Below are 16,400 nucleotides of genomic sequence, written 5' to 3' on the forward strand. Positions count from 1 at the left end.
GGGGTCAGGATACTTCGACCGAATGTGGCAGTCATGCAGTCGAAGTCACCGAAGGTGAAATTCGGTAAGGGTGAAGGGTCTACGCTCGAATGAGGGTCGGGGCCCTATTGTCGTGACATCGAGGCAGCCATGGCTGACAACACTGTGAACAATCCCGCTCCAACTCAGGGGAAGGGGGCGGGGTCGTCGATCATCGGCAAGGTGCTCGACGGACCGTTGACCGGTCTCGCTCCCTGGATCTTCCTCGCTATTTTCGAAGGCCCCGGCAGTACTGGTTGGGTGTCCGCGGTGGCGCTCGCCATCTCGGTGTTCTTCGTCGTGGCCGACCGGATTCGCGGAAGACAACTCAAGCTTCTCGGAATCGTCGACGTCCTCTTTTTCGCCGGCCTGTTCATCGTGCACTTCTTCCTGACCGTCGACGGACAGGTGTGGCTGGAGAAATGGATCGGTGAGATCTCGAACATCACTCTGGTGATCATTGCCGTCGGGTCGATTCTGATCCGGATGCCCTTCACCCTCCAGTACGCACGCGACATGGTCGATCCGCAATTCTGGAACTCTCCGATATTCGTGCGGACCAACTACATCATCACCGGCGTATGGGCGCTCGCGTTCGCGGTTGCCGCGGCTGCTGGGTGGTACGGCGACGCCGTTCTCGACGACAACAACAACATCTGGACCGGATGGGTATTGCAGACAGGGGCGATGCTGTGCGCCATCAAGTTCACCAGCTGGTATCCCGACCGCGTCCACGAGAAGGTGCACGCCGAGTATCTGGAATCCCTACCCGAGAACGCGGGGCAGGAACCGGCCGGCGGAAATCCCTGACACACTCAGATGCCGTATTTTTCGGCGAATGCCGCGGGTGTCATGCCGACGACCTTCGCGAAGTCGCGCACGAAATGCGGTTGATCCGCGTACCCGAGCAGCGCAGCGATCTCCGCGAGAGGAATCGCGCGTTCGCGTAAGCGGCCCGCCGCTTCCTGAAGGCGGCGTCGTTGGATCAACCATTTCGGTGTCAACCCGATCCTGCGGTGAACGAGTCGCTGTAGTGCCCGCTCCGACATTCCGAACTCGTCGCGTACCTGTTCGACGCGCAGGACGTCGGGATTGTCTTCGACGAACGCGACGACCCGATTGATCAGCAGGCCCTCGTCGTCGATCGACGCGAACGGACGAAGCGCCTCGTCGAACAGGTCCATCGCGGCGCGATGCGACTCGGGAGCGCGAGGAGCGCTCGCCATCGCAGTACGGATACTGCGGGTGAGGAGGAGGCCTTCTTCTCCGAAGACGTCACTGAGGTCGGCGAACCGGTCGGTGAATGCCGCGACCGGTCTGTGTGTGAGCAGATGACCCGCGGCCGGCGTGAACATCACCCCGACCGCCCATCCGTCGCCTGTGAGTGTGGTGCGGGACAGTCCTGACGTGATCCCGTAGAAGCGCGCATAATCCTGTGCCACCACCGCCAGACACACCGGATACTGCAGAACCCGCTGGACGGAGTCCTCACCTTCGGGCACAGACCACACCGGAATCCAGTACCGACGCACCAACGCGGTGAGATCGGACGCGGCCGGATACCGGAAGACCTTGCTGGTCGTGTCGATCGGATCGTTCAGATGGGCGCGCTCGATCCGCTGCCGTTCCGGATCTTCTCCGGTGTCGGGTTTCATCAATACCGCACCCCTCGCGCGGGAATATCGTCAGAACATGAGTACAAGCTCCATCAATACAACAGCACTCCGACACCGACACGCGAATGCGCCTCTGACCGACGTCATCGACGCGGTCGACGCCGAAGCGTGGAACAAGCAGTCACCATGCGAGGGCTGGACCGCGCGCGACGTCGTCGCCCACATCGTCGACACCCAACGGGAATTCCTCATCGGCCGCGGACTGGACGTCGGCGAGCGCCCCGACCTCGACGACCCGGCAACCGGGTGGCGTGAGCACACCGGTCGAGTTGCGACGCTGCTGGCCGACGACACACTCGTCGACGCCCCGTACGAGGGATATTTCGGACCCACGACGCTCGGTGCGACGTTCGAGCAGTTCTACATCTGGGATCTGCTCGTACATCGGTGGGACATCGCGCAGAGCGCCGGGATTCCCGCGGCCTTCACGGATGCCGAACTCGACCGGATGGAAGCCGGCGCCGACAGCTTCGGCGACGCCCTCTACATGGACAGTGTGTGCAAGTCCGGGGTGGAGGCGGCGTCGGACGATCGGCAGTCGCAGATCCTGGCCCGTTTGGGACGTCGAGCAGAGGGATGACGCATATCGTCGGCCTATGACCGGACGAATCGTCGTTGCCGATGAGGTGCGCGCAGCAGTCGCTGCGGGGACGCCTGTGGTGGCGCTCGAGTCGTCGATCTTCACGCACGGTCTGTCTCGTCCGCGGAACGTCGAGGTGGCATTCGACGCTGAACGGCTCTTGCGCGAATCGGGTGTCACGCCGGCGACGATCGGCGTCGTCGCCGGCGAGCCCACGATCGGTCTGTCGCACGATCAGGTCGAGATGATCGGGGCCGCGGATTCCGGAACGGTGAAGACCGGGATCCGCGACCTGCCGCTGGCTGCGGCGAAAGGTCTGCACGGCGGGACGACGGTGGCGTCGACCGCCTGGCTCGCACGTCGCGCGGGGATTGCCGTGTTCGCGACCGGGGGGCTCGGGGGTGTCCACCGTGGCGCGGCATCGACGTTCGATGAGAGTGCAGATCTTGTTGCGCTGTCGTCGATTCCGATTCTCATCGTCAACTCGGGAGTGAAGTCGATCCTCGACGTGCCCGCAACCCTCGAACGCTTCGAGACACTTGGCGTGATCGTGCTGGGATATCGCACCACCCGGTTCCCGGGTTTCTATGTGCGCGACAGCGGATGCGTGGTCGATGCGGTCGATTCGCCGGAGGAGGCAGCCGCAGTTGCCCGCGCCCGCGACGATCTGGCGCTACGGTCGGCGGTGCTCATCGCGAATCCGGTCGCTGTAGACAAGCAGGTCGAACCTGCCCTGCATGATCGCGTCCTTGCCGACGCGGAACGGAAAGCGGCAGAGGCGGGTATTCGCGGCAAAGACCTGACGCCGTTCCTCCTCGACCACATGCACCGCAGCACCGAGGGCGCCACGCTCGACACGAACGTTGCGGTGTATCTGGGGAACGTGCAGGTGGCGGCGGAGATCGCGACAGCCCTCGCACGTGTGTCCTGATAGCTCGGGCCACTTTTGGTGGAATAGTGCCCGCTCACCGGAGAAAATCCCACCGAAGTTGCGCGAGGAACGACGCCGCACTCGGAGGTAGCGGCTCGGCGGTCTTCCGATAGAGCTCGGCAGGTCTACCCGCGCCTTCACGGCTGAACTCGCCGGTTGCTTCGAGACCGTGCGACAGGTGACGGCGGAAGGTGTCCTTCGGGAATCTGCGCCCGTAGATCACCTCGTACAGTCGACGCAATTCGAGGATGGTGAACTCGTCGCCGATCAATCCCGAGGGATCGACCGCTGTCGCGTAGCGGCGTCGCAGGTCGGCGACGGCGAGGGCGACGATCTCTTCGTGGTCGAACGCGAGTTGTCGGGCATCCGTCACCGGCAAAAGCTGTGCTCCGGCGGGGAAGTTCTCGACCCGTACTGCTGCACTGTGGGTCATCGACAGCACCCAGCCGCGGTCGTCGCGCTCGGGGTCGTCGAGCATGGCCATCTGGTGGAACTCCACGTCGTCGAGTCCGGCTTTGTCGTGGAGCGCACGACGTGCGGCGTCGGCGAGACGCTCGCCGGGATGCAGGAACGTCCCGGGCAGCGCGCGCCCCCGTGGGTGGTCGACCACCAGCACTTTCACGGTCTCGTCGACGACGGTCAGCACGGCCACGTCGACGGCGACCGAGGGGCGCGGATAGTCGGTGAGGGGCTTGCTCGGAGACCCGGGGTTCTTACTCACGTAGACATTAAATCAAACATGAGCTAATTTCATTAGCGCAACATTGAGCGAAGGGGAGAACGTGAAACTGGACATGCAGCAGAAGGATCGTGTCGCGGGAGTGCTCGTGGCCACTGCAGCAGGTGATGCGCTCGGCGCCGGATACGAGTTCACCTACCCGCGACCGGACACGGTGATCGACATGATCGGCGGAGGGCTCGGCCCGTTCGCTCCGGGGGAGTGGACGGACGACACGTCGATGACCCTCGCGATCGCCGAGATCTCCGCCTCGGGACTGCCGATCGGGTACGGAGACGGACTCGATGCTGTGGCTGCGCAGTTCGTGCGCTGGTACGACACCCGACCGAAGGATATCGGCAACCAGACCGCCGCCGTGCTCTCGGTGCGACCCGCCTCGGCGGCTGCGATGCGCCAGCGTGCCCGCGACATTCCGGGACGGAAGGCGGGCAACGGATCTCTCATGCGTACCGCACCCGTCGGCATCGCCTACCTGGACGACGCCGACGCGTGCGTCGCGGCGGCCGCCGAGATCAGCGCCCTGACCCACAACGACCCGCAGGCCATCGAGGCGTGCAGACTCTGGTCGTACGCGATCCGCCACGCTGTGCTGTACGGAAGCTTCGACGGCGCCCGGCTGTATCTCGAGGGTGCGTCCACTGACGTGGCCGAGTATTGGGGAGCGCTCCTCGACGAAGCCGAGAAGGCAGAAACTGCAGCTGTATTCGACAAGAACGGCTGGGTGGTGCACGCACTGCAGGTTGCGTGGTGGGCCATCACCCACACCGACGCATCCGGACCGGGCCACCTCGTCGACGCACTCGAAGCCGCAGTGCGCGCAGGCGGCGACACGGACACCACCGCAGCAATTGCCGGCGGCCTGCTCGGCGCCCGCTGGGGCGCGTCGGCGGTGCCGGAACGGTGGAAGCAGATGCTGCACGGATGGCCCGGATACCGCGTCGACGGCCTCACCGAGCTTGCGCTCGAGACAGCGACGAATGCGGTGGACCGGTAGAAGGCCTCGTGCGCGCGTAGCCTCGGTGAGCATGGGCAGCGGTACGCAGACGGTGAGGTCCGCCGATGGCACGCGGATCGCCTACGCGCGTGAGGGTGCCGGTCCAGCGGTGGTCCTGGTGGGCGGCGCGCTCGACGACGGCTCGGAGAACGCGGTACTCGTGCCGGAGTTGGCGACCGAGTTCACCGTGTTCGACTACGCGCGCCGGGGACGCGCGGACAGCGGCGACACTCGGCCCTACCGCGTGTCGTGTGAACTCGACGACCTGGCCGCGCTCCTCGACGCTGCCGGGGGCACGGCGCATCTGTTCGGCGCGTCGACCGGCGGGGCGCTGGCCCTCGAGGCAGCCGCGGCTGGACTGCCGGTGGATCGCCTCGTCGTGTACGACGTCCCGTACAGCGTTTCCGGTGATGCGGTGAAACGGTGGAGCGTCTACCGAACCGAGCTCGACGAAGCCCTCTCGCGAGGCCGAGCCGACGACGCCCTCGCCGCATTCTTGCGGCTGGGTGGGGCAGGCGACCGAGACCTGGCGGATGCGCGATCGACGCCGTTCTGGGACGAGCTGCTGTCGCTTGCACCGACCCTCGCATACGACGCGGCAGTCCTCGGCGACGGTGTGCCACCGGTGGACCGGCTCGCGGGCATCCACCAGGAGACGTTGGTCCTCACCCGTTCCACTTCCGACCCGCATATGCCTGCGCTCCCCGTCGAATACTTTGCAGCCGCGGCGGATGTGGTGGTAGCTGCGCTGGCCAACGCCACTCGGCGCACGATCGACGCACCCGGCCATGCGGTCGACGCCGATGCGGTGGCACCTCCGGTGCGAGCGTTCCTCGCCGGATGACCTACACCGTCATTGCAGGCCGAAGCGGCGAGTTCCAGCTCGGCCAGGGGCAGTCAGGAAGGGGCCTGGTCGTCGGGTTCGACCTTCTCGGTCTTCTCACGGTCGGTGGGATTCCCCGGAACGCCCTCCTCGTCTCGTTCCTTCTTGACGTTCTCTTCCATGTCGTCGATGAGCTGAGACAGGTTGTCGCCGGTCAGATCGTTGTCGTGTGCACGTCGATCGGGGTCGGACATGGGTCTTCCTTTCGTCGTGCGAGCCTTTGAGTCAGACGGTACCCGGCTCGGCGGGCCGGGAAACCGGCCTCATGAACGAGCCGGCGCCTTCCCATCGAGATATTGCGCGGCGAGGGAGGCGGGCATCGGCTCGTGCCGGAGGTATCCGCGGGCGAAGTCGCCGGTGCCCTGGGTGATCGCACGCAGGTCGATCGGGTAGCGGCCGAGTTCGAGCTCGGGGACCTCCGCGCGCAGCAGTGCGACGCCCGGGCCGGGAGATTCGGTTCCCAGTACCCGGCCCCGGCGCGCCGACAGGTCGCTCAACACCGACCCGAGATGTTCCTCGGGCACGGTCACCCGCACCGCGGCGACAGGCTCGAGCAGTCGGGTCTCGCCGTGGGAAGCAGCGTCGCGGAGCGCCAGACCCGCGGCTGCCTGGAACGCGGCGTCCGACGAATCCACCGAGTGGGCCTTGCCGTCGATGAGCGTGACCCGGACATCCACCATCGGATTACCCGTCGCGACACCCTTGGCGGCCTGCGCCCGAACACCCTTCTCCACCGACGGGATGAATTGCCGCGGAACCGCGCCTCCGACAACACGTTCCTCGAACACGACCCCGCTGCCCACCGGGAGCGGTTCGATCTCGAGGTCGCACACCGCGTACTGACCGTGTCCTCCGGACTGCTTCACCAGGCGACCGTGCCCCGAAACCGGGGCTGCGAATGTCTCGCGGAGCGGAACACGATGCTCGACCACGTCGACCTGCACACCGTGCCTGTGACGGAGTCGGTCGATGACCAACTCGGCGTGCGCCTCGCCGGTGCACCACAACACCACCTGATTGGTGTCGGGATTCTGTTCTACCCGCACGGCTGGGTCTTCTGCAGTCAGCCGAGACAGGGCCTGGGACAGCTTGTCGTCATCGGTGCGTGAATGCGCCTCGATCGCCAGGGGTAACAGCGGCTCGGGAATCGGCCACATCGCCAGGTCTGCGGGGTGATCGGAGTCGTGGAGCACGTCGCCGGGGCGCGCGGTCGCCAGCTTGCCCACGCACACGAGATCACCGGCCACTGCCTCGCCGACAGGTCGCTGCTGCTTACCGAACGGATTGGTCAGTGCCGGGATCCGTTCGGCCGAGCGCTCACTGCCTGTGAGTGTGGCCGTCGTGTCCGGTCTCAACGTGCCCGCGTAGACCCGCGCCAGGCTGATCCGACCCACATACGAATCCCCGGTCACCCGCACGATCTGAGCGACGAGCGGTGCGTCGGGATCGCACGGTGGAGCGCCCCGCAGGCGGTGGGTGGGGGCGGGGAATCCCGTGACGATCAATTCGAGCAGTTCGACCGCACCGACTCCGCTCTCCGTCGCGGGTACGGCGGGGTGCAGTGCACACGAGAGTATTTCGCGGGTGAGGCCGTCCTGCAGGGACTCCGGATCGAGTTCTTCGCCGGCGACGAACCGTTCCATGAGTGCATCGTCCTGACCGGAGATCGCTTCCACCAGGCTCTCGCGCGCGGAGTCGGAGACCGGGCACGGGCCCGGCTCACCGTAACTGCGACCGGTCAGCAGGCCCATCGACCCGATCGGGCGATCCCCGTCGAACACCGGATAGAACAGTGCGCGCACGGTGTCGGGTCCGAGGCCGAAGGCATCGTGGCACTGCTCGAGCAGCTCGTCGTAGCTGTGCCGCGCGATGTCGAGTTTGGTCACGACGATTGCGCGCGGAATCCTCTCCTCGTCGCACTCGCGCCACAACGCGCGCGTCGCTGCAGTGATGGAGTCGGTGGCAGAGACGACGAAGATCGCTGCATCGGCAGCGTGCAGCCCGGCACGGAGTTCGGCGTCGAAATCGGGGTGACCGGGCGTGTCGATCAGGTTGATCTTGATGCCCTTCCATTCGAGGGGCAATACCGCCAGCTGCACCGAGCGTCGGTGCTGCTGTTCGATCTCCTCGTAATCGGACACTGTGGTGCCGTCGACCACCCGCCCCGCGCGACCGATCGCGCCCGATGCGAAGGCCAGCGATTCTGCGAGGGTCGTTTTTCCCGTGGCGCTGCACCCGACCAGTGCGACGTTGCGAATGGCGTCCGGCGTGTCCGCAACGGGTGTCTGCCGGGTGCGTGATGCGGTGCGATCGGACATCGACCTGCTCCTCGTGTCGCTTCCGCTCAGTTTAGGCAGCCGCACCCGTTCCGCGGTCGTCTTTGGAACGTCCAAGATCGTGGACGGCCGTAAGACACCGCGCGATGTCGGAGTGGCAACGGCTCGGTATCGAGACTCTGGCGGTGCTAACGGGCGGGATGGCCAGGCCGACCACACCTGTGTCGGGGTACCCACCTTTCGGATCGTCGAAGGAGGCACCCACCATGCGAGCACCCTCACGCATCCTCTCTGCACTGGTCGGGGTGACACTGGTCGTCGCTGTGGCCGGTACAGCAGGCGCAGAACCGTCGGAGACGGATACAGCACCCAGCGTCGCCACGACGACCAGCGCGACGACTCCCACCACACCGCCACCGGATGTCGGGATCGAGATGGGGACGGTCGCGATTCGCGCGGCGACACTGTCCGACGATCAGCCGATCGCCGGTGTGTCGGTCGCCGTCGCGCGATGTGAAACCGGGGAGCTCGTCGGTACACCGACAACGGATCCTGATGGTACGGCGAGTGTTTCGGCTTCCCTCGGATGTTACGTGGCGTCGGCGGCCGGATTCCCCGACGGCTACGATCCTGTGTCGACCGGACCGTGGCAGGTCGACCTCACGGCGCCCGGCCAGGTCCGGAACGTGGGGTTCATCTTCGCTCGCTGGACGCCGCCCGGTGAGGGTACGATCGCGGTCCGAGCCCGCCACGTCGATGCCGGGAGCCCTGTCCCCGGTGTGACGTCGTCCGTGCGGTCCTGCGTCGACGAGGTGCCTTACGGGTATCTGACCACAGACATGAACGGCAACGCGTCGGCGCAGTTCCCGCTCGGTTGCTACGTAGTGACGGCGACGACGACCCCGGCCGACACGGCACTCGTGTACGGCGGCCCGTTCACTGCGGAACTCGACGCCCCCGGTGTGGTCCGCACAGCGGAGTTCACGCTGAACTTCTCGCTGCCACCGGAGCCACCGGAGCCACCGGCACCGACCGCGCACGGGCGCATCGTCAAGATGGACAGGATCTCCGGAGAGCCGTTGGAGGGAGCAGTTTTCGTGGTGGGCCCCTGTCGGTCGGAGTGGAATCATCGTGAGGTGACCGGACGGGACGGCCAGATCCCGCTTGCGCTCGTCCCCGGGTGCCATGTGGCGAAGGAGATCATCGCTCCCGACGGCTACATCGCAGACACCAGGCCGATCACGTTCGAGGTGACGGAGGAGGACTTCTTCACCGTCCAGGCTCTGAACATGCCCGAGCAGCCAGGACCGATCTTCCGTAACCCTGCGGTGCGCGTTCCCATCCGGTCGATCCCTGCCGGTCCGTTGGAGAGGGGCTGAAATGCGTTCGCGCACAGTCGTAGCAGCGTTGGCTGGGGTGGCTCTTCTCCTCGTCGGAGGCTGTGCCGACGGCGCAGAGGACGCAGCTCCTGCTGCGCCGTCGACACAGCAGGAGCCGGGCAAGCACGACATGCCACCACCGGTGGAGGTGATCGCCGACGATCCGTCCGCGCCGGTCACACTGACGATCGGTGATGAGTCGGCGCCGACCGACCCGGTCGCGACCGACACCGCAGGGGTACTGCTTCCGCCGCAGGATGTGGGGCGCCTGGGGTGGTGGGCGGATTCGTCGCCTCCCGGATCCGGTGCCGGCTCGATCGTGGTGACCGGGCACGTCGACGACGTCGCGCAGGGTGACGGTTTCGCGACGCGGTTCGCCGATCTGTCGGAGGGCGATGAGGTGGCCCTGTCTCTCAACGACGGATCGGCGCGGAAATACCGGGTCGACCGGTTACTGAGCGTCGGTAAGGACGGCGACCTACCGCTCGACGAACTGAACCGGCTCGACGGCCCCGAAACCCTCGTACTCGTCACGTGCGGGGGAGAGTTCGTCGGACCGCCTTTGGGGTACGCAGACAACGACTTCGTCTTCGCCTCGCCGCTGGCGTAGGCGCTCGGCGCTCGGCGCTCGGCGCTCGGCGCCTGAGTATCGGAACGCGAGTGCTGAACCGGACGCAGGAAAGCCCGTCGGCCCATCGTCGTCCATACCTGGGTCGAATAGGTGATCTCGACGACGAAAACATACCCGCAGGGATAGTTACTCCACGGAGAAATAACGTATTTCACGAATGAGAATTGCGTTATTGACATTCGAGTATGTGAGTTGCACCATATGGGGGTCGATTGCAGATCGAACGCGCTCGACGTGGTGGGGGGCTACGGGGCAGAGGGGTCGAAACGGCAGCATTCTCGAGAAAGTACGCGGCGAGTGGCATCGATTCCATTTGTCAATGACGCACTCTCCCTGGGGATTTCCGGGCGCTGTGATTGCCCGGATCATCAGCACGGCCGGAAACGGCCCGGATGAAGGATTCAATATTGAAATTGCACAAGGTGGTTGTGGCGTTCGCGGCTCTCGCAGTGCTCGCAACCGGATGTGGTGGCAGGGGTGGCGCGGAGGAGGTCGACTCCGGCTCGGGACAATCCGACTCGGTGGCGACAGCGAACTTCGGTGACCTGTCCGAGGTATGCGGTCCGGGCGACGCCTCCACGGCCTCGGCTCAAGGCGTGACGGCCGATTCCATCGAGGTCGGGGTGTTCTCCGACATCGGATTCACCAAGAACTCCGAGTTCGTGGACGCCGCGAAGGTCTTCACCTCGTGGTGCAACGAGGCCGGCGGCATCAACGGTCGTGAGCTCATCGCGACCACGCGTGACGCCAAACTCATGGAGCCGCGCCAGCGGATGATCGAAGCGTGTCGCGACGACTTCGCGCTTGTCGGAGGCGGTGCAGGACTTGATGCGCTCGGTGTCGAGACACGTCTCGAGTGCATGTTGCCCACTTTCACGGCCCAGGCCGTCCAGGAGAAGGCCGCGGGTGCAGACCTCGAGATCTCGGCCTCACCGTCCAAGATTCCCGGCTACGACAACTACGCGGGATTCCGCACCTGGGTGCTGAACGAGGCGTACCCGGAGTCCAAAGCTGCGGTCGGCATGATCAACGGCGACTCCGCGGTGACCAGAGTCGTCGGAGAGATCAGCAACGAAACCCTCCAGGACATCGGGGCCACGGTGATCTACGACGAGCTCTATCCGGCAATGGGAGTCGCCGACTGGACTCCCTACGCTCAGGCCATCAAGTCCAAAGGCGTGCGCGGCCTGATCTTCATGGGTAGTTTCGAGCAGCTCGCCAAGCTCGAAGAGTCGCTCACCAACATGGATTACAAGCTCGACTGGATCGACGCCAACAACAACGCATACAACGACCAATTCATCGAATTGCTCGGTCGATCTGCGGACTTCCAGAACAACCTGGTCGATCTCGGCGGTGTTGCTCCGCTTGAAAGTGGCGAGCCGGCGGTGGAGGAACTTCGTGCGCTGTACGAGAAGTACGCGCCGGATGCCCAGATCACTCTTCCCGCGCTGCGCGCGTGGTCGTCCTGGTTGCTCTTTGCGAAGTCCGCGGATGCATGTGGAGACGACCTGACACGCCGATGCCTCTACGACACGGCGAGGCAGGAAACCGAGTGGACCGGTGGCGGACTCAACGTCCCCATCAATGTGGCCGAACCACTTCCCCCGCAGCCATGCTTCAACGTCGAGCGGGCCACATCCGACGGATGGAAGACGGCAGACTTCGGAGCCGACAACGGTCTGTACCGGTGCGACATCCCGGCTCGTGAGCTCACCGGCGACTACGGTGTGCCCATGACGCTCGCCGACGTCGGCAAGAGCATGAACGACGTCGAATAATGGACCAGTTCATCACCTTCGGCCTCGTAGGCCTCTCGACGGCTGCGATCTATGCGGTCATCAGCAGCGGTTTGGTGGTCACCTACACCACCACCGGTGTGTTCAACTTCGCGCATGGCGCGACCGGAATGATGGCGGCCTTCGCCTACTGGCAGCTCAGTGTCGGTTGGGGATGGCCCGTGTGGCTGGCGTTGCCGATCATTCTGGTGGTGCTGGCACCGCTGTTCGGGATCCTCGTCGAACTGCTGATGCGACCCGTCCAAAAGCTCGGTGACGCTGAGAAACTCGTGATGACGATCGCGTTGCTGAGCGGCCTGATCGCGCTTGCGCGGTGGGTGTGGAATCCGACAGAGGCGCGATCACTTCCCACCTTCTTCGCTGACCGGGTGCCCTTCCATATCGGTTCGGCGACGATCAGCTGGCATCAGGCACTGACGATGGTGATTGCCGTTTCAGTGGCGCTTGCACTCCGCGTCCTGCTGTTCAATACCCGCACCGGCGTCGAGATGCGGGCCACCGTCGACGACCGGGCGCTCGTCGGGCTCACCGGAGCAGACCCGGTGCGGGCCAACCGCGTTGCTTGGGTAGCCGGCACTATGCTCGCTGCTCTCGGTGGGGTGTTGATCGCACCTATGGTGTCGCTCGACGCGACTCAGCTGTCACTCTTGATCGTCAGCGCGTATGCGGCCGCTATCTTCGGTCGGCTGAAGAGCCTGCCGATGACGTTCGTCGGTGCGATTGTCGTCGGATGCATGGAGGCCTACCTCGCGGGATACCTACCACAGAACGACTATTTGCCGGGGCTCCGTCTCGCGGCGCCGGCGCTCCTGCTGTTGATCGCACTGCTGATCTTCCCGCATCGGAAACTCCGTGGACGCGAACGCAATCTCACACAGGTGCCGGTGCCCACAGTGCGGGGCACGATCGCATTCGCCGTCGTCATCGTCGTCTTCGGTCTCATGCTGGCGACGGTGCTCGGTGAAGGCGACCTGATCACCTACGGTCAGATCTTCGCGTTCGGTGTGATTGCGTTGTCGATGGTGCCGCTCATCGGCTACGCCGGGCAGATCTCGCTGGCTCAGCTGGGAATGGCCGGCATCGGTGCGGTCGTGTGCGCGAACTTCGGTGCGGAGGGTCAATGGTGGGCGATACCTCTCGCGATGGTGGTGGCGGGTGCGATCGGTGCGCTAGTGGCGTTGCCGGCGTTGCGCCTGTCCGGGGTGTATCTGGCCTTGGGGACAGCTGCAATTGCGGTTGTTCTCGATCGGTGGGTCTTCCCCCTGGCACCGGTGACGGTGTTCGGCAGGGAGTTCACCTTCTTCAACCAAGGATCGGCAAACCTGGTGGGGCCCAGCTTTGCCGGATACCACCTCGACAGCACAGCCGAGCTCACCGTGTTCGCTGCCGTGTGTCTGGCATTGGTGACCGCGTTCGTCGCGGCGATTCGGCGAGGGAAGCTCGGTCGTCGTCTGATTGCATTGCGCGACAGCGAAACCGCATACGCGACATTCGGTGGCAGTCTGCTGTACATGAAGGCGCTGGTGTTTGCGATCTCCGCTGCGATCGCTGGACTCGGCGGTGTGCTGTACGGGATGCAACTGCAAGCGGTGGCACCCCAGCAGTTCAACTTCGTTGCGGGTCTCGGTATCTTCCTGATCGCGGTGGTCGGCGGACTCGGTGTGGTCGGCAATGGACTGTTCACCGGTGCGATGATCGCCGGACCGATGAACGCGATCGTCGCGCTGTGGCCTGCAACCCAGAATCTCGTGCAGACCCTCCCGGCAGCGGCCGGACTCGCCTACGGGTCGGGGACGGTCGACGACGGTGTGGTGCCCTCCCTGAGAGAACGATTCGACGGTGCGCTTCGCAACCCGATTGCCATGGGCTCGCTCACGATAGCGGTCGTAGTGCTGTGGTTGCTGCGGATCGCCGACGTGATCAACGGCTACGTGCTCGTCCTGGGGATCGTGATCGCAGCAGCGGTCGCCTTCGGATGGGGTGCGCGTCGCGTGCCCGAGACGGGCTCGGAGCTGGATATCCCCGTCGAGTGGTGGGGACTGCAGCGCCCGTGGGACGAGAACGATGAGGAGGTGCTCGATCGTGCCATCACAACTCGAGGTTGAGAACGTCACGGTGGCATTCGGCGGCCGCAGAGCCCTCGACGGTGTCGACCTCCGGGCCGAACCGGGACATGTCACCGGGCTGATCGGTCCCAACGGGGCGGGAAAGAGCACGCTGTTCGACGTGATCTCCGGACTGCGCAAGCCGGTGAACGGGAGCGTTGCCCTCGGCGGACGGGAGATCACCAAGCTCGGCCCCGCGCGCCGCGCGCGGCTCGGGATGTCCCGTACCTTCCAACGGCTCGAACTGTTCGGGCGGCTCAGCGTCCGCGACAATCTCCTCGTCGCAGCCGAGATGGGACCCGACCGGAAGCAGGCGTCCACCGTGGTCGACGGACTCCTCGATCGCCTCGATCTACGGACCATCGCCGACACGACCGCGGATGCGCTGTCGACCGGCATGGGGCGCCTCGTCGAAGTGGGACGCGCACTGGCCGCGCGGCCCAGCGTGCTTCTCTTGGACGAACCCGCCGCAGGCCAGGATCACGAGGAAACCGAGCGCTTCTCCACGCTGCTGCGTACGGTTGCCGACGACGGCGTGGCGGTCCTGCTCGTCGAGCACGACATGGACCTGGTGATGAAGGTGTGCGACACCGTCCACGTCCTCGATCTCGGGAAGATCATCAGTGTCGGTACTCCGGATGAGATCCGCAGCGACGAACGCGTCATCACGGCCTACCTGGGAGCGTCATGAACCCCATTCTCGAACTCCGCGATGTCTCCGCCGCATACGGGAAGATCACCGTCCTGCGCGGTGTGAACGTCGCCGTGATGCCCGGACAGGTCGTGGCGCTGCTCGGCCCCAATGGCGCGGGCAAGACCACGACGCTACGCGTTGCGTGCGGTGCTCATCCCGTCAGTTCGGGTCAACTGTTGCTCGGCGGCCGCGACATGACAGGTGCCTCATCGCGCGACCTCGCCCGTATCGGTGTGTGCTTGATCCCGGAGGGTCGCGGGGTCTTCCCCAACCTGACGGTCCGGGAGAACCTCGTGATGATGACGTTCACGGGACGCTCGATCGAAGAGATCGAGGAGATCGCCTACACGCGGTTCCCGATCCTCGGTAAACGCGTGTCGCAGACGGCCGGAACGATGTCCGGCGGCGAACAGCAGATGCTTGCACTGGCACGGGGATTGGCAACCGATCCTGCGGTGCTCATGCTCGACGAGCTGTCGATGGGATTGGCTCCCCGGATCGTGGCGGAACTGTACGAGCACGTCGCCGAGGCCGCGGCGCAGGGGGTCGCGGTCTTGGTGGTCGAGCAGTTTGCCACTGCGGTGCTCCACACCGCTGATCACGCCGCGGTGCTCGTCCGCGGCGAGATCGAGATAGAAGGCCCACCGGACGAACTCGGCGACGAACTCGCCTCCCTCTACCTAGGAAGTGCATCATGACCGCGACGGAAACACGCGCCGACAGGTTTGCGCGCGAACTGACCGAACTGAAGATCCCCGATCCGGCTGCCGGCCGATCCGGCCTGTGGTTGAAACTCGGTGTCGCGCTGATGGTTCTCGGGCCGGTGCTCGCGATCGTGGCGTACTTCCTGTCGCACAACACCTCCGACGCGCTCGTTCAACGCGACGCCATCATCGTGGCGTTACTCGGTATTGCGGTGGCAGTCGTGGGAGCGGCTGTATTCCTGCGATATTCGATCACGGGATTCTTGAGATTCTGGCTCGCTCGGCAGTCGTACGAATTCGCTCGACTCGGTGATCGACTTCCCGCGGACCCCACCGCACCCTGACTCGACTGCACCACCCACGTGGACGAGGGTCCACCCTTCGAAAGGAACACCAAGTGCGCACACATTCCATCCGTCGGGCATTGGCGGTTGCCGGAATCGCCGCCGTGGCTCTCGCCGGAGTCGTCGGTTGCAGTAGTGACGATTCGTCGGACGCCACCGACGACACGACCTCGACCACTGTCGCCACCGCCACCACGGAGGCCGAGGAGACGACGGAGGCTGCCGGGGGCGCCGCAGACGCGGAGACGACACAGGCGGTCACCGACGCCTGGGTCGCGTTCTTCAACGGAACGACCCCGCCGGAGACCCGCGCGGGCCTCGTCGAGAACGGTGACGAGTTCCTCCCTGCGCTGCAGGGAATGGCTGCAGATCCGCAGGCGACGGCGACCACTGCCACAGTGGAAGGTGTGATGAGCGCGGGAGATGATGCTGCGACCGTCTCGTGGACACTGCTGATGAACGGCGCTCCCGTACTTCCCGACCAGTCCGGTGAGGCACTGCTCGAGGACGGTCAGTGGAAAGTGTCCGCCGTGACCTTCTGCACGCTGCTCGCGATCCAAGGCGATGGCAGTCAGGTGCCCGGCTGCTGACGCTGCCAGACCCTGAACGGTCGAATGGCCGAATGCCACATCGTGACATTCGGCCAT

17 protein-coding genes are annotated in these 16,400 nt (G+C 65.1%); 13 read left to right on the forward strand and 4 right to left on the reverse strand.

Going from position 1 to position 16,400, the window contains the following annotated elements:
- Positions 1 to 129: 129 nt before the first annotated feature.
- Positions 130 to 828, forward strand: coding sequence for a hypothetical protein (locus ACFWCF_RS13145; protein ID WP_378561809.1), 699 nt, complete (start codon positions 130 to 132; stop codon positions 826 to 828).
- 5 nt (positions 829 to 833) lie between these two features.
- Here the strand turns inward: ACFWCF_RS13145 and ACFWCF_RS13150 are convergent, their stop codons facing one another.
- Positions 834 to 1,673 (reverse strand): helix-turn-helix domain-containing protein, encoded by an 840-nt coding sequence (locus ACFWCF_RS13150; protein ID WP_378561812.1) that lies wholly within the window; start codon positions 1,671 to 1,673, stop codon positions 834 to 836.
- A gap of 37 nt (positions 1,674 to 1,710) precedes the next feature.
- On the opposite strand from ACFWCF_RS13150, the gene ACFWCF_RS13155 reads away from it, so the two are divergent.
- Both ACFWCF_RS13155 and ACFWCF_RS13160 read left to right on the forward strand, forming a co-directional pair.
- On the forward strand, positions 1,711 to 2,274 hold the full coding sequence (locus ACFWCF_RS13155) for a maleylpyruvate isomerase family mycothiol-dependent enzyme (RefSeq protein ID WP_378561815.1): 564 nt from the start codon (positions 1,711 to 1,713) through the stop codon (positions 2,272 to 2,274).
- 16 nt (positions 2,275 to 2,290) lie between these two features.
- The gene (locus tag ACFWCF_RS13160; RefSeq protein WP_378561818.1) at positions 2,291 to 3,205 is read left to right on the forward strand and encodes a pseudouridine-5'-phosphate glycosidase; all 915 of its coding nucleotides are present in this window, start codon (positions 2,291 to 2,293) and stop codon (positions 3,203 to 3,205) included.
- 34 nt (positions 3,206 to 3,239) lie between these two features.
- On the opposite strand, the gene ACFWCF_RS13165 is transcribed toward ACFWCF_RS13160, so the two are convergent.
- Positions 3,240 to 3,926: an NUDIX domain-containing protein gene (locus tag ACFWCF_RS13165; protein ID WP_378561821.1), complete on the reverse strand. Its 687-nt coding sequence runs from the start codon at positions 3,924 to 3,926 to the stop codon at positions 3,240 to 3,242.
- A gap of 61 nt (positions 3,927 to 3,987) precedes the next feature.
- Here ACFWCF_RS13165 and ACFWCF_RS13170 point away from each other — a divergent pair, with 61 nt between their 5' ends.
- Together ACFWCF_RS13170 and ACFWCF_RS13175 are read left to right on the forward strand one after the other, a co-directional pair.
- Positions 3,988 to 4,938, forward strand: a complete 951-nt coding sequence (locus ACFWCF_RS13170; RefSeq protein ID WP_378561824.1) for an ADP-ribosylglycohydrolase family protein — start codon at positions 3,988 to 3,990, stop codon at positions 4,936 to 4,938.
- 31 nt (positions 4,939 to 4,969) lie between these two features.
- A complete protein-coding gene (locus tag ACFWCF_RS13175) occupies positions 4,970 to 5,782 on the forward strand; it encodes an alpha/beta fold hydrolase (protein ID WP_378561827.1) in 813 nt (270 codons plus the stop codon).
- 53 nt (positions 5,783 to 5,835) lie between these two features.
- On the opposite strand, the gene ACFWCF_RS13180 is transcribed toward ACFWCF_RS13175, so the two are convergent.
- Both ACFWCF_RS13180 and ACFWCF_RS13185 read right to left on the reverse strand, forming a co-directional pair.
- On the reverse strand, positions 5,836 to 6,015 hold the full coding sequence (locus tag ACFWCF_RS13180) for a hypothetical protein (protein ID WP_378561830.1): 180 nt from the start codon (positions 6,013 to 6,015) through the stop codon (positions 5,836 to 5,838).
- Positions 6,016 to 6,084: 69 nt separating this feature from the next.
- Positions 6,085 to 8,139, reverse strand: coding sequence for an elongation factor G-like protein EF-G2 (locus ACFWCF_RS13185; protein WP_378561833.1), 2,055 nt, complete (start codon positions 8,137 to 8,139; stop codon positions 6,085 to 6,087).
- Between the two features lie 224 nt (positions 8,140 to 8,363).
- Here ACFWCF_RS13185 and ACFWCF_RS13190 point away from each other — a divergent pair, with 224 nt between their 5' ends.
- The 8 genes from ACFWCF_RS13190 (at position 8,364) to ACFWCF_RS13225 (ending at position 16,343) form a co-directional block, all read left to right on the forward strand.
- A complete protein-coding gene (locus ACFWCF_RS13190) occupies positions 8,364 to 9,476 on the forward strand; it encodes a collagen binding domain-containing protein (protein ID WP_378561836.1) in 1,113 nt (370 codons plus the stop codon).
- A gap of 1 nt (position 9,477) precedes the next feature.
- The gene (locus ACFWCF_RS13195; protein WP_378561839.1) at positions 9,478 to 10,086 is read left to right on the forward strand and encodes a class F sortase; all 609 of its coding nucleotides are present in this window, start codon (positions 9,478 to 9,480) and stop codon (positions 10,084 to 10,086) included.
- A gap of 413 nt (positions 10,087 to 10,499) precedes the next feature.
- Complete coding sequence (locus ACFWCF_RS13200) at positions 10,500 to 11,888, forward strand: ABC transporter substrate-binding protein (protein ID WP_378561842.1); 1,389 nt, start codon at positions 10,500 to 10,502, stop codon at positions 11,886 to 11,888.
- The gene (locus tag ACFWCF_RS13205) at positions 11,888 to 14,011 is read left to right on the forward strand and encodes an ABC transporter permease (protein WP_247274367.1); all 2,124 of its coding nucleotides are present in this window, start codon (positions 11,888 to 11,890) and stop codon (positions 14,009 to 14,011) included. Before ACFWCF_RS13200 ends, ACFWCF_RS13205 begins: the two co-directional genes overlap by 1 nt.
- Positions 13,989 to 14,702 carry an ABC transporter ATP-binding protein gene (locus tag ACFWCF_RS13210; RefSeq protein WP_247274368.1) on the forward strand — a complete coding sequence of 238 codons (714 nt, stop codon included), beginning with the start codon at positions 13,989 to 13,991 and terminating at the stop codon, positions 14,700 to 14,702. Before ACFWCF_RS13205 ends, ACFWCF_RS13210 begins: the two co-directional genes overlap by 23 nt.
- Positions 14,699 to 15,403 (forward strand): ABC transporter ATP-binding protein, encoded by a 705-nt coding sequence (locus tag ACFWCF_RS13215; protein WP_247274369.1) that lies wholly within the window; start codon positions 14,699 to 14,701, stop codon positions 15,401 to 15,403. Before ACFWCF_RS13210 ends, ACFWCF_RS13215 begins: the two co-directional genes overlap by 4 nt.
- Positions 15,400 to 15,753 carry a hypothetical protein gene (locus tag ACFWCF_RS13220; RefSeq protein ID WP_247274370.1) on the forward strand — a complete coding sequence of 118 codons (354 nt, stop codon included), beginning with the start codon at positions 15,400 to 15,402 and terminating at the stop codon, positions 15,751 to 15,753. Before ACFWCF_RS13215 ends, ACFWCF_RS13220 begins: the two co-directional genes overlap by 4 nt.
- Before the next feature lie 53 nt (positions 15,754 to 15,806).
- Entirely contained in the window at positions 15,807 to 16,343 is a 537-nt protein-coding gene (locus ACFWCF_RS13225) for a hypothetical protein (protein ID WP_247274371.1), read from the forward strand.
- Positions 16,344 to 16,400 lie beyond the last annotated feature (57 nt).

It is taken from the genome of Rhodococcus sp. NPDC060090, from assembly GCF_042729855.1.
In the GTDB taxonomy this organism is placed as follows: domain Bacteria; phylum Actinomycetota; class Actinomycetes; order Mycobacteriales; family Mycobacteriaceae; genus Rhodococcus.

What these genes read in the sequence shown, in the direction of transcription:
- ACFWCF_RS13150 (WP_378561812.1), bottom strand. Translation starts at nt 1,673, where the DNA reads ATGAAACCCGACACCGGAGAAGATCCGGAACGGCAGCGGATCGAGCGC.
- ACFWCF_RS13195 (WP_378561839.1), top strand. Translation starts at nt 9,478, where the DNA reads ATGCGTTCGCGCACAGTCGTAGCAGCGTTGGCTGGGGTGGCTCTTCTC.
- ACFWCF_RS13155 (WP_378561815.1), top strand. Translation starts at nt 1,711, where the DNA reads ATGAGTACAAGCTCCATCAATACAACAGCACTCCGACACCGACACGCG.
- ACFWCF_RS13190 (WP_378561836.1), top strand. Translation starts at nt 8,364, where the DNA reads ATGCGAGCACCCTCACGCATCCTCTCTGCACTGGTCGGGGTGACACTG.
- ACFWCF_RS13220 (WP_247274370.1), top strand. Translation starts at nt 15,400, where the DNA reads ATGACCGCGACGGAAACACGCGCCGACAGGTTTGCGCGCGAACTGACC.
- ACFWCF_RS13180 (WP_378561830.1), bottom strand. Translation starts at nt 6,015, where the DNA reads ATGTCCGACCCCGATCGACGTGCACACGACAACGATCTGACCGGCGAC.
- ACFWCF_RS13215 (WP_247274369.1), top strand. Translation starts at nt 14,699, where the DNA reads ATGAACCCCATTCTCGAACTCCGCGATGTCTCCGCCGCATACGGGAAG.
- ACFWCF_RS13145 (WP_378561809.1), top strand. Translation starts at nt 130, where the DNA reads ATGGCTGACAACACTGTGAACAATCCCGCTCCAACTCAGGGGAAGGGG.
- ACFWCF_RS13200 (WP_378561842.1), top strand. Translation starts at nt 10,500, where the DNA reads ATGAAGGATTCAATATTGAAATTGCACAAGGTGGTTGTGGCGTTCGCG.
- ACFWCF_RS13205 (WP_247274367.1), top strand. Translation starts at nt 11,888, where the DNA reads ATGGACCAGTTCATCACCTTCGGCCTCGTAGGCCTCTCGACGGCTGCG.
- ACFWCF_RS13185 (WP_378561833.1), bottom strand. Translation starts at nt 8,139, where the DNA reads ATGTCCGATCGCACCGCATCACGCACCCGGCAGACACCCGTTGCGGAC.
- ACFWCF_RS13175 (WP_378561827.1), top strand. Translation starts at nt 4,970, where the DNA reads ATGGGCAGCGGTACGCAGACGGTGAGGTCCGCCGATGGCACGCGGATC.
- ACFWCF_RS13160 (WP_378561818.1), top strand. Translation starts at nt 2,291, where the DNA reads ATGACCGGACGAATCGTCGTTGCCGATGAGGTGCGCGCAGCAGTCGCT.